Annotated in this window: 14 protein-coding genes; 7 read left to right on the plus strand and 7 right to left on the minus strand. The window is 37.9% G+C overall.

Annotated features, from left to right (window positions below):
• The first annotated feature begins 658 nt into the window (after positions 1 to 658).
• Complete coding sequence (locus TY21_RS01480; protein ID WP_042242976.1) at positions 659 to 1,228, plus strand: BON domain-containing protein; 570 nt, start codon at positions 659 to 661, stop codon at positions 1,226 to 1,228.
• A 379-nt stretch (positions 1,229 to 1,607) separates the two neighbouring features.
• Here the strand turns inward: TY21_RS01480 and TY21_RS01485 are convergent, their stop codons facing one another.
• The 4 genes from TY21_RS01485 to TY21_RS01500 all read right to left on the minus strand — a co-directional run bounded on the left by TY21_RS01485 (position 1,608) and on the right by TY21_RS01500 (position 4,060).
• Positions 1,608 to 1,988 carry a hypothetical protein gene (locus TY21_RS01485; RefSeq protein WP_232044377.1) on the minus strand — a complete coding sequence of 127 codons (381 nt, stop codon included), beginning with the start codon at positions 1,986 to 1,988 and terminating at the stop codon, positions 1,608 to 1,610.
• Positions 1,989 to 2,448: 460 nt separating this feature from the next.
• Positions 2,449 to 3,054, minus strand: a complete 606-nt coding sequence (locus TY21_RS01490; protein ID WP_042242983.1) for a class I SAM-dependent methyltransferase — start codon at positions 3,052 to 3,054, stop codon at positions 2,449 to 2,451.
• Between the two features lie 28 nt (positions 3,055 to 3,082).
• Complete coding sequence (locus TY21_RS01495) at positions 3,083 to 3,595, minus strand: hypothetical protein (RefSeq protein WP_042242986.1); 513 nt, start codon at positions 3,593 to 3,595, stop codon at positions 3,083 to 3,085.
• Between the two features lie 3 nt (positions 3,596 to 3,598).
• A complete protein-coding gene (locus TY21_RS01500) occupies positions 3,599 to 4,060 on the minus strand; it encodes an Asp23/Gls24 family envelope stress response protein (protein WP_039385850.1) in 462 nt (153 codons plus the stop codon).
• A gap of 145 nt (positions 4,061 to 4,205) precedes the next feature.
• On the opposite strand from TY21_RS01500, the gene TY21_RS01505 reads away from it, so the two are divergent.
• Positions 4,206 to 4,625, plus strand: a complete 420-nt coding sequence (locus TY21_RS01505) for a DUF4339 domain-containing protein (RefSeq protein WP_232044378.1) — start codon at positions 4,206 to 4,208, stop codon at positions 4,623 to 4,625.
• Between the two features lie 140 nt (positions 4,626 to 4,765).
• Here the strand turns inward: TY21_RS01505 and rpsN are convergent, their stop codons facing one another.
• Together rpsN and rpmJ are read right to left on the minus strand one after the other, a co-directional pair.
• Positions 4,766 to 5,071 (minus strand): 30S ribosomal protein S14, encoded by a 306-nt coding sequence (rpsN, locus tag TY21_RS01510; protein ID WP_039385795.1) that lies wholly within the window; start codon positions 5,069 to 5,071, stop codon positions 4,766 to 4,768.
• A 15-nt stretch (positions 5,072 to 5,086) separates the two neighbouring features.
• Complete coding sequence (gene rpmJ, locus TY21_RS01515; protein ID WP_039385792.1) at positions 5,087 to 5,224, minus strand: 50S ribosomal protein L36; 138 nt, start codon at positions 5,222 to 5,224, stop codon at positions 5,087 to 5,089.
• A gap of 318 nt (positions 5,225 to 5,542) precedes the next feature.
• On the opposite strand from rpmJ, the gene rpmH reads away from it, so the two are divergent.
• The 3 genes from rpmH to TY21_RS01530 are packed head-to-tail and all read left to right on the plus strand — an operon-like array spanning position 5,543 to position 8,020.
• Positions 5,543 to 5,680, plus strand: coding sequence for a 50S ribosomal protein L34 (rpmH, locus tag TY21_RS01520; RefSeq protein WP_042242994.1), 138 nt, complete (start codon positions 5,543 to 5,545; stop codon positions 5,678 to 5,680).
• Complete coding sequence (rnpA, locus tag TY21_RS01525; protein ID WP_079979983.1) at positions 5,677 to 6,030, plus strand: ribonuclease P protein component; 354 nt, start codon at positions 5,677 to 5,679, stop codon at positions 6,028 to 6,030. Before rpmH ends, rnpA begins: the two co-directional genes overlap by 4 nt.
• Positions 6,014 to 8,020, plus strand: coding sequence for an ATP-dependent helicase (locus tag TY21_RS01530; RefSeq protein ID WP_042242998.1), 2,007 nt, complete (start codon positions 6,014 to 6,016; stop codon positions 8,018 to 8,020). The genes rnpA and TY21_RS01530 overlap by 17 nt, the downstream gene beginning before the upstream one ends.
• Positions 8,021 to 8,292: 272 nt before the next feature.
• Here TY21_RS01530 and TY21_RS01535 read toward each other — a convergent pair whose 3' ends face one another.
• Positions 8,293 to 9,333 (minus strand): thioredoxin family protein, encoded by a 1,041-nt coding sequence (locus tag TY21_RS01535; RefSeq protein ID WP_042243003.1) that lies wholly within the window; start codon positions 9,331 to 9,333, stop codon positions 8,293 to 8,295.
• Positions 9,334 to 9,558: 225 nt separating this feature from the next.
• Between TY21_RS01535 and TY21_RS01540 the strand changes: the two genes are divergently transcribed.
• Both TY21_RS01540 and TY21_RS01545 read left to right on the plus strand, forming a co-directional pair.
• Positions 9,559 to 9,885: a DTW domain-containing protein gene (locus TY21_RS01540; RefSeq protein WP_232044379.1), complete on the plus strand. Its 327-nt coding sequence runs from the start codon at positions 9,559 to 9,561 to the stop codon at positions 9,883 to 9,885.
• A 572-nt stretch (positions 9,886 to 10,457) separates the two neighbouring features.
• Complete coding sequence (locus TY21_RS01545) at positions 10,458 to 11,825, plus strand: amino acid carrier protein (protein ID WP_042243009.1); 1,368 nt, start codon at positions 10,458 to 10,460, stop codon at positions 11,823 to 11,825.
• Positions 11,826 to 12,689 lie beyond the last annotated feature (864 nt).

Consider the following 12,689-nt stretch of genomic DNA (forward strand, 5'->3'; position numbering starts at 1 on the left):
TTTAAAGATAGAGTTACCAAAAGTTTTACCAAAGAATTATGCGCCTGTAGTCATCAGGAAAAAGCGCCGATAATACGCGTAACTTTTTAATAATCAATAAGTTGATTGCTACTGATTATTTCTAAAGAAATGGAACTTCCCGTTTAAAGAAAAATTAAGTCAATCTCTCCTTACCTATTTCAAAAGATGGACGCTATTAAAAAGCTTATAGAAGTTAACTTTAGCTTTTTTCTTTCTTCTTTTTCAATTTTCCTTTAGGTTGTCCTATCCCTCTCCTATAAATATTTGAATAAGAATCGAATAGATTAAAAGTCTAAGCTTTTACAATGGATGATTAAAAAATATAATTTACAATTTTTTTAGATAAGGTATATTACAAAATAATGCCTCCTTTATCCCTAAATGAGCGCTGCTACTTAAAGTTGGTTTTATTCACCTTTATAGGTGCCTTTTACTCAGCACCTTGTTTTGAAATAAGTGCGAATTAAAGGGTGAACTAGCAGCCTAAATAGCTAGGTAAGGCAGGAAAGAAAAAGAGATTTTTAAACTAGGCGCCTTTCTGCCTCATTTTTTAATGCTCGACTTCGCAGCTCTTCCACTAAATTGGCTAGGGGATTAGCAAAAAACAATCATTTATCTATATCTTAAAGGAGATGCTATGAAGATTTCTCTCTCTATTTTTTCTTATACATGCACGGGGATCATCCTTGCAACAATGAGCTCGGCTTATGGGCAATGCACAGGGGAGGATTGTCCGATTTTTAATTCTTATTTTGATCATCCTGCTTCTTCTCCATCTAGTTACCCTCTTCAAACTTCGCAAGAGAGCCAAGATTTTAGCTCGCAAAATAGCTTAAAGGCAGAGAGTAAAAAGAAGAATGGCGGGGAAAGCAGTGTGCAGCGAGGCTTTAATCGAGAGGGAAATCCTGATCAAAGAGAGATAAACAGTAAGCAGATAAGTAGCTATCAAAATAAGGGGTCCGATAGCGTAATTTACTACCAGATTGAAGAAACTTTAAAAAATAACCGTTTAAAGAAAAATTACCCTTTGGTGAATATACGCTTTTATCAGGGCATGGCCACTCTGTCTGGTACGGTAGAAACAGAAGATGATAGGCAACAGGTCGAGAGTAGAGTCCGTGCGATTCAAGGGGTGATTGATATTAATGATCAGCTGCAAGTCGAATCTTCTACTCCATCTAACCAAGGCAGAAAACCTACTAACTAGCAAGCAACCAATTTATCCCGGCCTAAAGGCATGAATCTTTTCATTAAAAAATACGCGTTTAGAAATAAAGAAGGGGATTCAGAAGGATCAACGTAAAACAAAGTGAGGATTGAACTGAAATTATTCTATCTATAGCGATAATCATTATTATGAGCTGGGTAGGAAATGATGAAGGGTTGCTTGGCCTGGGTGATAGAAGGCAGAAACATACGCATGCATAGACAATCAGCCTCAAGAGAAACCTTAGCCAATCAACCCTTTAAGATAATAAATAATTTTTTAAGGCCATCCATTTAGATATCCTTTAAGGAGCACAGTAGCTTCTTTGGCTGGGTTCCTCCCTTTAGGGAGAAGGCGTTCTAGGCGTGAAATAAAGAATTCAATTTTGGGCGCTGAGAAGAATTTCTAATCCCATTTCTTCGGGTATATACTTGTGTTGAAGGTAAACTCGGCGTAAGCATCCCTGCTCATCAAATTGTAAAATAAACTCCATCCAGCCTTCATTAAAGTAATAGGAAAATAAGCTTTTTTGAGAGAAACGATCGATACGAAGAGCAGATTTGAATGCCTCCTCGGCTTGTTGGCGGGGCATATATTTTTTTAAGCGAGTAGATCTTAGCTGAGGGCATTGCAGTTGAGCAACAAACTCCTCGAAAGTCAAGCCATACGAAAACTCTACCCCTAAAGCATGGGCGATATCTTCTGGCAAGGATACGGGATAACGGAATCGTCGTAAGATACGATAGATAAAGTTAAACATTTTCATCTGGTATAGAAAATAAAAAAGTTTTTTTAACAACAGAAAGTGCTGCTATACATTTGCCCACTTTCCGCTCATTTTGAATGACTGACCTCCTATTTAACCAGGCGGAGAAAAAATTCGCAATATATAATTTTAGGTTATTTGCAAAGTAAGATGCACATGAGGCCACTTTTTCTCGTCGGAATGAGAGCCTAAACATCACTTTTCCTCAAAGGGGTAAAGCATGCTTTAAGCTCTCGCGGATTGTTTTTTTTACTACCAATCAACGCTTGCCTTTTAGCTTTTACGCTTTTCTTCTTCTTTGCCCACCTGGCCATTTCCTATCTAAAAAATCTTAGAACCTAAAGAAAAGCTCTTTTATCAGTTAGATATAGCTTATGGTGCCTAGGTTAATAATTGTTTTAAAAGTAAGCGGTTTTTGATTTATAGATGTTTTAATAAGTTAAAGAGAAGGCTTTTATATGACTAGACGCTTTTGAATAAAGAGTAGATGGGGGCTTTTTTTATGTCGATTGATCCATTGATGATGACTGCAGCTCCATTCTAAGGGGTTCAGTTTTTCTACGAGAGATAGCACACTCTGCTCCTCACACTGCCCTGCAGGATGGCCTGGATAAAGGGTAATGCTTATCGCTCCACCCGGTTGAAGCAGCAGCATCGCTTTTTTTATACTTTCTATAGTAGTTTTTGCGGTAGTGGTTAGCGTTTTATCACCACCTCCTGGTAGATATCCTAGATTATAAGTAATCAATTTAACACTTTCAGGAAAGATTTCCTCAGGAAAGGTAGAATGACATCCTAAAATAAATCGCACTCGTTGAAAATGAACAGAGGGTAATTTTTCATGTAAATATTTTTGAGTAAGCTCTATTGCTCTTGGCAAAATGTCTAAGGCATAGATTAACCCTCCTTTAAGGTCCGCGCATAATTGGGCCAATATTAACGTGTCTTGGCCATTCCCACATGTAGCGTCAATAACAAGGTCACCTTTATGAACTAATTTTTCCCAATATAGGTGGGCAAGTTCTAGATGGGAATTAAAAAGAGGAAATTGAGCTCGCATAGAATTTTTAAAAAGTATTAAAAAATTATTAGGAGGTTTCTTTTTGAAAGCTTAAAGCAAGGACATATTCCTGCTGATAGCCTAGCAAACGAGCTAACATCTTTTTCACGTCATCATTTATGCGTGCCAACAATGCTTTTTGTTTGGCAGAAGGAATATAAGGAAGATCGGCAGTAATTACTATTTTATTTTTTTTGATAAGAATGGAGCTAGGAACCTCTTCTTTAGGAAAGAGCTGTTTCCAATAATCATGCATATATTCTTGGAAAATGTTTTCGTCTAAAAAATAAGCATGATTATTTTTGGAATTAATTTTTAGATAACTTTTTTTTAAATTAGTCCGTAAGTAAAAAATGATAGCCACTCCAATCGCCAAACATCCTATCCCAAATAATGAAAGAAAAAGCTGATCTTTCTCAATAAAGGCTGCAAACTCTGCACGAACATGTGGGGAGGCTTGCACCAAAATACTTAGTAAGCCAAGCACCATAAAGAATAGAGAGATAACAAAGGTAAGCAAGGGATAAAAAAATTGGTTCATAATTTAGAACTCATCGCTATAGTCTTCTTGGGTGCTAACCAAGTTTACAGGGTTTGTGACGGGAGAAAGAGATTTCTTGGAATCGGCAGTTACTACATTTTTAAAGACCACATGGACATAGGAGACGTGTAAACCGGTAAGATGGGTAATTTCCTCAGAAACAAGCGTTTGTATTTCTTCAGCTTTTTCAGGGATAGAAATTCCATAAAAGACATTTACCTCAATTTTTATACCCACAGAATGGTTCTTATTATCTTGCTCTGCTATGATTCCACGTGCTCCTTCGGTAGTATTGCGTCCAAAAATACTGTCGATGAAAGTGCTTTCTACCAAAGTAACGCCTTCAATGCGATTCAGGCATTCAAGAACAATTCCTTGGAAGACTTTGTTGTCAACGTCACGAATAAACAGCGTTTCAGGTAGCTCAAATTCTTTTGTATCCACTTTTTTCACATCAATAGGCATTTTCTTCTCCCCCATGCTAAATTGTCCTTATAATAGTTGACAGCATCATAAATAAGAATATAATAAAATGCTAACTGAAATAGTTGATGCTGCTCTATTAAATCGAAATTTATACTTAAAGATAGCAGGATGTGAAGAGAAGCGTATGATGGTTAGTCTTTTTTTACTTTTTTTTCTGGCTGCCTTTTCTGCTTATGTGGCTAAACAAAGGGGACGGGACCCATTAGTATGGTTTATGCTAGGCATACTTTTAGGAATTTTTTCTCTTATTTTGCTTTTTGTTTTAAAACCTTTTGAAGGTGATCACCTAGAACAAAAAAATAAGATAGAAGAGAATCTGACTCCTAAATATGGGGCTTTAGCGGAAGAAATAGGAGAAGTTTCTTATGAGAATAAAGAATGGTTTTATTTGGACCAGGCACACCACCAACAAGGCCCTATCTATTTTAGAGAGCTATACACCTTGTGGCTAGATAACAAAATAACCCCCTTAACTTATGTATGGTCAGAAGGGATGGCTGATTGGCAGCGTATCAACGAGCTTCCCAATTTTATAAAAAAATGATGAGCTGAAGGATTACGAACTTTAAAGATTAGCTAACGATTGAGGTCAAACTAAAAAGGAGGATAGTAAGCTTAAGGCTTTGTAGAATCGTGCGTTTTATTCTTTCAACCCTAAACTTACATCTTATGATTTTTTTGCTTTTACCAACTCGACTTAGTCACCCCAGGGATTAATCCATGCAAAGCCATTTCTCTAAAGGTAAGGCGGGAGAGTTTAAACTGTCTAATAAATCCTCTTGCACGTCCTGTTAAAAGGCAGCGATTACGTAGACGAGTAGGGGATGAGTCACGTGGCATTTTGTTAAGCGCTACACGAGCTTCATGGCGTTCTTCTTCTGAAATGTTGATGTCAGCTGCTGTTTTTTTAAGAGCTTGTCTTTTTTCCCATTTCAGCTTAACAACTTTTTCACGACGTTTTGCTTTTTCTATTGAGGACCTTTTTGCCATATGATTATAATCTTCCTATTTTTTACGAGCAGGGCCTTTTTGCCGCTGTTTACGATTCGGGTCTTTCTTATTAATCACATAAAGACGTCCTTGGCGACGTACGAGGATATCACCCTTCGATGGATCGGCTTTAACGGATGCTTTTACTTTCATATCTATTCCTGCATGTTACAATAATTTGTAAGTTAAGCGATTCTTATATCCTAAACCTTAATTTCCTTTCAATCCTTTTCTTGTAAAGGTAAAGAGAAGAGTTCTCAAGGAGCCTTAAATACTAGGTAGGGATGAGAGGGGCTCATTGATGAAGAGTAGATAGGTAAGCTTAAGTTAAAATACCACTGTTCTCTTTCATTTTTTTAGCTGCCTTCTGATCAGTTTCCTCTACTTCTTTTCTTGCATTTATTTTACCTGTTTTGTATTCTGCTGTTCATATTTATTTAATTGTCGAAAATTTTAATCAAGGAAGTTAATGTGAAGCGCACATACCAACCTAGTAAACGTCGTCGTAAATCCGAGCATGGCTTTCGTAAAAGAATGAAAACTGCTGATGGACGTAAAATCATCAATTCCCGTCGTCGCCGAGGTCGTAAGGCTTTAACAAGGGCGTGAGATACAGCTTTTCCAAGCTTTTTAGATTACGCAAGCGTTATCAATTTCAGAAGTTTACTCACAGCAGTAAACGTTTAATCGGGCGATGGATTACCATAGAAATCGTTCCTAATCCTTTGCAAATGACCCGATTAGGGATTACCGTCACCAAACGCTATGGTAAAGCTCATGATCGTAATCGGTTTAAAAGAATTACGCGTGAGGCTTTTCGCTATTGCCAGTCAAGTCTTCCATTAGGGCAAGACCTTAATGTAAAGCCGCGCGTTAATGCTAAACAGGCAACGTCTTTAGACATTTATATGGATTTAATAAAGCTCTTAAGTACCAATCATCATGAGCGCGGGACTTAATACTCAGCAGAAGCAAGCTGTGGATACCATTACAGGCCGTGTCTTAATCTTGGCTGGAGCTGGTACGGGCAAAACGCGCGTTCTTACGATGCGTATGGGCCATCTAATCAATAACCTAGGCGTTCATCCTAGCCATATTCTCGGCCTCACTTTTACCAATAAAGCTGCAGCCGAGATGTATCATCGAATGGTCTCACTCGTCCCTCATAAGATAGCCAAGCTGGTTACCTTATGTACATTTCATAGTTTTTGCATTCAAATACTAAGAGAAGAGATCGTACGTTTGGGTTACACCAAAGAATTTACTATTTATCGTGAGTCGGATGTGCAACGTCTCATTTCTACTCTTGCACGTGATATGCTAGAAAGAGAAAAAGATCTGCCTTCATTAGCCGCTACGTTAGCGGTGATCACGCAGGCTAAGAATAAAGGGCTTTGTGCAGAGCAGATTCAAAATACAGGATCTGCCTGGCATGATCAATTTTCAAGCACTCTTTATCGTCGCTTGCAAGAAAGTATGCGTGCCTATAATGCTGTTGATTTTGATGATTTATTGGTGCTTACGGTCCAGCTTTTAGAAAAGTATCCCGACGTCCTTAATCGCTATCAGGAACAGTATCGTTATATCATGATCGATGAGTATCAAGATACCAACCCTATTCAGTATCGCTTAGCAAAATTGCTTTCTGCTAAATATAATAATTTGTGTGTAGTAGGTGATGATGATCAGTCTATTTATGGCTGGCGAGGAGCGGAAGTACGCAACATTTTAGATTTTGAGCAAGCAGTAGTGATTAAGCTGGAACAAAATTATCGCTCCACCAATAGTATTCTTAAAGCCGCTAATGCGGTGATCAGCAAAAATCAGTCTCGTTATCCTAAGGCCTTATGGAGCACCAAGGGAGAGGGTGATCCCATTGAGATTTTTTATGCTCCTCAAGAGAGTGATGAAGCTGAAGCTGTCGTGTATAGAATGGTAAAAATGAAGGAAGAAAAAGGCCTGCGTTGGAATGATTTTGCTATTTTATACCGTTCTAATGCTCTTTCTCGTGCTTTTGAAACGGCTTTATTAAAATATACGTGGGTAGAGAATGGGCAATGGATGAAAGGGATACCTTATCAAATTTACGGGGGCATAGAATTTTATGAAAGGCGTGAAGTAAAAGATTTATGTGCTTATTTACGTGTGATAGTCAATAATAGAGATCAGGAAGCTTTACTACGTATTATTAATCAACCTCGACGTAATATAGGTGGAGTTTCTTTAGATGCTCTTACGGCCTATAATCGCCAGCAGAATATTTCTCTTTGGGAAGTTTTAAAAATGGTAGGTGATGACCAGCTTAAAGAGGAAGAGATTAAGAGTTCCTTACCTGCAAAGACTTTGAAAGCTATCCGTGAGTTTGTAGCTCTTATTGAGGAAGCTCAAGAGCGCTTTGAAAACATGCCTTTAGCAGAAACTTTTGAATGGCTAATTGAAAAAATTGATTACCGTAAAGCTATCGAGGAAGAGGTTAAAAGTTCTCAGATGCGGGAATTTAAATGGGAAAATTGCCTGGAGTTTGTAGAGACGTTGAGAGATTATGCATGTAAGGTGAAAGAAAAGCTTCATAAGCAACCCCGGCTCTATGATTTTTTAGGCACCGTTTGCTTAGAAAATGATTGGGAGCGTATGGCTCGTCAGCAGCAAACAGGAGAAGATAAAGTCAATTTAATGACTTTCCATAGTGCTAAAGGATTGGAATTTCCGGTATGTTTCTTAGTAGGAATAGAGGATCATATTATTCCTCATGAGAAAAGCCTAAAAGAAACAGGAGTAGAGGAAGAGCGGCGTTTAATGTATGTAGCGATGACGCGGGCGATGCAAAATTTAGTGATTAGCATGGCTTGCTCTCGCCATAAAATGGGAAAAAAAGTCTCTTGTAAGCCTTCACGTTTTCTCTATGAGATCCCCAAAGAGCTCTTGAGAGTCACGGAGTGGGGTGGGTAAAATAGCAAGTCCTTAAGGGTTGTCTTGCCCCCGGTTTAAACAAATATTCCTAAAAAGAGGTGGCAGATAACTGGCTAGTCTACAATTTTGTGGGGAGATGAGGGTGTAATACGTTTTAAAAAACTAACTCCCCGTAACCCATTGTTTAAAAGTTGCCTCTCTATTTAAAGAAAGGGTTTTACAAGGATAGGGGGCATAAAGAATAATTTAAAGGGATAGAATATTCTAAACCGCTGCTTCAATTATAACTTAAGCTAAACTTCCATTGTTAATTAATGCCTGACCACCGCCGTTTCAGTAGCCATTTGAGATTTAATATTCTTAATAGCAGTTGAGATCTCAATTTTTGCAGTAGGAGGGGCAGACGTAAAAGAGCTTTCGGCGAAATTTAGGGCCTCTGCAAGATTATTTCGGTCAAAATAAATTTGTGAAATAATCATCTGCAGGCGCCACAGATGTTCTTTATCTTTAGGGCCAAACTTCTGAATATAATTGACAAGAGAAGCTACAGCTAGATCAGCTGAGCGTTTATCGCCCGCCTCTGTATATCCTTCAAAATCGATAAGAGCCAGATGATAGTGAGTCATCTTTTCGTTGTTAGGATCCATTAGCTGCAACTCTTTCTTTAATGCCGTAGCTTCAGCAAGCCCCGACAGGCCTTCTTGAGTCATTTTGCGATAGCGTTCAATCATGAAGAAATGGCTATCTTCCGAATTAACGCCTACTTTAATAATTTGGTTAATATCACTCTCATATCCAAAATTTTGGGCTACTGCATAAAGTTTTTTAAGTTCGGCGCCCGAATACTTTTGTTTGTTTATAGCCTCTAACTTTTTTTGATAGTCGAAATAGTCCGCGACAATTTTTGAAAGGTGGGCGGCATACATCTTTCCGCCTCCGGCGCGATATCCGGTGATACCGATCTGCTTTTGTTGCTGACCATCTAAAATGATTAAAGTAGGAAAACTTCGTATATTATATTTTTTTTGGAGTTGTTTGTTTTGGACAGCTAAGGGAGTTGGTAGGGTAGAATTTACTGGAAAATCTAGCCTCATAAAAATAAATTTATCGCCTACCGCTTGTGCAAATTCTGGTGTATCTAAGCTTTCTTGCTCAAGCTTAGAGCACCAATTACACCAGTCTGAGCCAGTAAAAAATAAAATAATGGGCTTAAAAGTTGCGCGCGAAAGGTTTTCTGCTTCCTCATAATTGGTCATCCACTGGAGGGAATCAGTAGAGATACCTTTAGCAGGAGTAATAAAAAAGGTCACTCCCACCATCATACTACACATATAGGTTAGCACTGGCCTCATATATTTTTCCCTCTTGAAAATGAATTTAAACTCATGTTACTATACTTTTTTTTAATGCATATTAACTAATTAATTTATATCATGCAATCCTTTCCTCCTACTGTAATTTTACGGCACCATAAAGAAAACCTTAAAAAATGTAGTTTAAGGGGTCTAGAAGGGGCTAAAGATTTCCATTTTTATACCTATCCTAAAAGCATTTTACCTTCCTTGGTAGGATATACCATGTTAACGTTGGAGGCTCCGGTTTTATCTTTAGAAGATGCAGGGCAGGGCCTGTTTATTTTAGATAGTACCTGGCGCTATGCAGAAAAAATGCTAAAATTTGTAGAAAGGCATGCCGAACTACCAAAAAGGAGTCTGCCTTCTCATTTTCGCACCGCTTATCCTCGGCGTCAAGAAGATTGCATAGATCCAGCACGGGGATTAGCCTCTATAGAGGCTATTTATGTTGCTTATACGCTCCTAGGCCGTGATACTACTCAAGTGTTAAGCCACTATCATTGGAAGGAAGATTTTTTGAAAATCAATGGATTTGAAAAGAAGGGTTAGATTTTCTATTCTAAAATTTTTTAAAAACTTTATGATACGCTTTTGAGCAGCTTTTTATGTAATCATAGCTTTAATAAAAAGATTGTTGCTACGGAGAGAGCTAGCTTGGAAAAAGGTTAACTTCTTTTTTGTTTATACAGACGGGGTTTCTTTAAAGGGGGGGGGGGCTTTAAAAGGTATAATTTTATTTATAAACTTCAATTTACTTGAATTTACTTGACTTTCATCCATCGTAAGCCTGATCTGAGCTTTAAAATTGAGAAGTTAAAAAGTTTAGAATAACAAGAATGCTTGTAGCTGCCATGAGTAAAAGGTTTGCGATTAAATAAATTTCAGCTCTCTTGTCCTAGTTAATTATCTATTTAGTGAGGGAAACCGGCCGGCAGATACAAGAGAAAAAACCCATAAAAATCTTAATTTTTTATATTAAAGCTCTCAGCTTGCCAAAGAAAATTTTATTAAGATAACAATACTGAGTAAACTGCGGGAAATTGTTGACTAATACAAGATAGTAAGAATATAATATATTATTGCTCAAATAATTTTTGTAAATCTTTATAGTTTAATATCTAATGCTAGACAATTTTTTTATCCACCTGGAACAGGTGGAAAATATTCTATGGGGATATGTAGCCGTTCCCACCATTCTTCTATTGGGGGTTTTTTTAAGCTTTCAAGCTCGTTGGGTGCAAATCGTTCAGTTTCCTCGTGTGGTAAAGACATTTTTTGGCTTTTTATTTGTGCCAGATAAAGATAAAAGTGGTGTCCATCCTTTACAAGCCTTCTTTGCTTGTGTAGGTGGATGCGTAGGCATTGGGAATATTGTGGGAATTACTACAGCTGTGCAAATTGGGGGCCCCGGTGCTTTATTGTGGATTTGGCTCACTGCTATTGCTGGTATGATGATTAAATATAGTGAGGTATATCTAGGGATTCGTTACCGCGTGCCCAATGCCCACGGAGGGTATAATGGGGGTCCCATGTATTTTTTGCAAAGAGTGTTCAAAGGCTCTTTTGTTCCCACTATTGTAGGTGGTCTTTTGTGCATTTACGGAGTGGAAGTTTATCAATTTAATGTGATTGTAAAGAGTGTGACAGCCAATGTAAATCTTTCTCCTTACCTTGTTCTGGCTATCTTGCTAGCTTTAGTGATTTTTGCAGGACAGGGAGGCGTGCGCCGAGTAGGCAATATCTCAGGAATTTCTATTCCTCTTTTTGTGTTTGTTTATCTAGGCATGGGATGTTGGGTACTTATCCAAAATATCGATAGGATTCCCGAGGTTTTAAAAGCAGTTTTTAATACAGCTTTTACAGGCCATGCCGCCGTGGGAGGTTTTATTGGCAGCTCAGCAATGGGAACTATATCGCAAGGAGTTCGCCGAGGATGCTATACAGGTGACCTAGGGGTAGGCTATGCTTCTGTTATTCATAGTGAAAGCTTTGTTAAAATACCAGAAAAACAGGCTTCCTTGGTGATTTTTGATATTTTTGTGGACACTTTCATGATTTGTACCACTAGCGTCCTTATCATTTTAGTGACAGATCTATGGCATCAGCCCATTAATTCTAGCCTGCTCATTCAAACAGCTTTAGCTCAATATTTTCCTTACATGGAATGGTTTATGCCTTTGTTTTTGTTTTTGCTGGGATATTCCACTATCAATGCTTATTTTTGCGTAGGTCTTAAGTGCGCTGAATATTTGCACCCTAGAAAAGGTCGTAAACTCTATTATATCTATGCCGTAATTACTTTAGGTGCGTTTGCTTTGGTAGATACAGCACAAGCACAGACTGTCATGACGATTGCTGGAGGACTTTTACTCGTTCTGAACTGTTATGGAATTTTTAAATTACGGCATGAAATCTCTTATAATTTCAATTTTCTTCAAACTGAGAAAACCGAAGGACGTTCTATAGCCGTATCAGCGGATCTAGGGTGATAATAGAAATGGGTACTCCCTGGATGTTTTCAACGTCACTTAAGACACTAACATAGGGCTCTAACCCTGCTTAATAGAGATTTGGCATCTATTGCTAGACGCCTAGTTCCTTGCGAAGGATAACCTTATATCATTGAAGGGACTACGTTTCTATAACCCAAAAAAAACAAAGCCTTTAAAAGCCGGTCTCTTTCCTTAAGAAACGAATTTCATTAACTAGAGGACGGTATAAAGAACTTCTAAAAAGTCTACAATGCCTTTTTGAGCTACCTCTTATACAACCCCATACTTTATAGAATCCCTTGTGTAAGTAGAAAGACAGCTTTCAGAGGGTTGGATATGTAGACGGAGTTTTTTTAAACGTATAATTTAATGATGCGAAAATTAAATTTTTTTTCAAGAATCCTCTCCTTCTACCGCGATTACACTTGTTTTTTGCGTTTGTTAATAAGGCCATTAAGTGGCTCTTTGGGCTTGCTAGAAATTCTTTTTTACCTTCAATAAATGCTTCTGCTTGATATCCTAATTGGAGCTACAACTCATCTAGATATTCGGTTTTCAGAATTCATTTGCTTACCCTTTCCTAGTGGAAGCTCTGCTATCAATATTCCGATCATGGAGCGCTGCAACGGGGAAAGAAGGGGCCATGCACCTTATATTCGTGATCACAAGTTTCTCGGTTTGGTAGGGGCTCAGTAAAAACTAGAAGATGGAGTTTTTGGCTAGTACATAGCAATTGAAATTATGAGTCATCTTACGTCTGTATAAAGTTTCCCTGAAATTTTATAATTCATGATAGATTATCTACTTGATTTTAAGGATCATATCGCTTAAAGAAACAACGTCTACCGAGCCTAAAAGGAG

It is taken from the genome of Neochlamydia sp. S13 (assembly GCF_000648235.2).
In the GTDB taxonomy this organism is placed as follows: Bacteria; Chlamydiota; Chlamydiia; order Chlamydiales; family Parachlamydiaceae; genus Neochlamydia.

Excerpts from the sequence above, each read along its gene's own strand:
- TY21_RS01500 (WP_039385850.1), bottom strand. The coding sequence starts at position 4,060 with ATGCCTATTGATGTGAAAAAAGTGGATACAAAAGAATTTGAGCTACCT.
- TY21_RS01485 (WP_232044377.1), bottom strand. The coding sequence starts at position 1,988 with ATGTTTAACTTTATCTATCGTATCTTACGACGATTCCGTTATCCCGTA.
- TY21_RS01545 (WP_042243009.1), top strand. The coding sequence starts at position 10,458 with ATGCTAGACAATTTTTTTATCCACCTGGAACAGGTGGAAAATATTCTA.
- TY21_RS01480 (WP_042242976.1), top strand. The coding sequence starts at position 659 with ATGAAGATTTCTCTCTCTATTTTTTCTTATACATGCACGGGGATCATC.
- TY21_RS01490 (WP_042242983.1), bottom strand. The coding sequence starts at position 3,054 with ATGCGAGCTCAATTTCCTCTTTTTAATTCCCATCTAGAACTTGCCCAC.
- TY21_RS01540 (WP_232044379.1), top strand. The coding sequence starts at position 9,559 with ATGTTAACGTTGGAGGCTCCGGTTTTATCTTTAGAAGATGCAGGGCAG.
- TY21_RS01535 (WP_042243003.1), bottom strand. The coding sequence starts at position 9,333 with ATGAGGCCAGTGCTAACCTATATGTGTAGTATGATGGTGGGAGTGACC.
- rpmJ (WP_039385792.1), bottom strand. The coding sequence starts at position 5,224 with ATGAAAGTAAAAGCATCCGTTAAAGCCGATCCATCGAAGGGTGATATC.
- TY21_RS01505 (WP_232044378.1), top strand. The coding sequence starts at position 4,206 with ATGATGGTTAGTCTTTTTTTACTTTTTTTTCTGGCTGCCTTTTCTGCT.
- TY21_RS01530 (WP_042242998.1), top strand. The coding sequence starts at position 6,014 with ATGAGCGCGGGACTTAATACTCAGCAGAAGCAAGCTGTGGATACCATT.
- TY21_RS01495 (WP_042242986.1), bottom strand. The coding sequence starts at position 3,595 with ATGAACCAATTTTTTTATCCCTTGCTTACCTTTGTTATCTCTCTATTC.
- rpsN (WP_039385795.1), bottom strand. The coding sequence starts at position 5,071 with ATGGCAAAAAGGTCCTCAATAGAAAAAGCAAAACGTCGTGAAAAAGTT.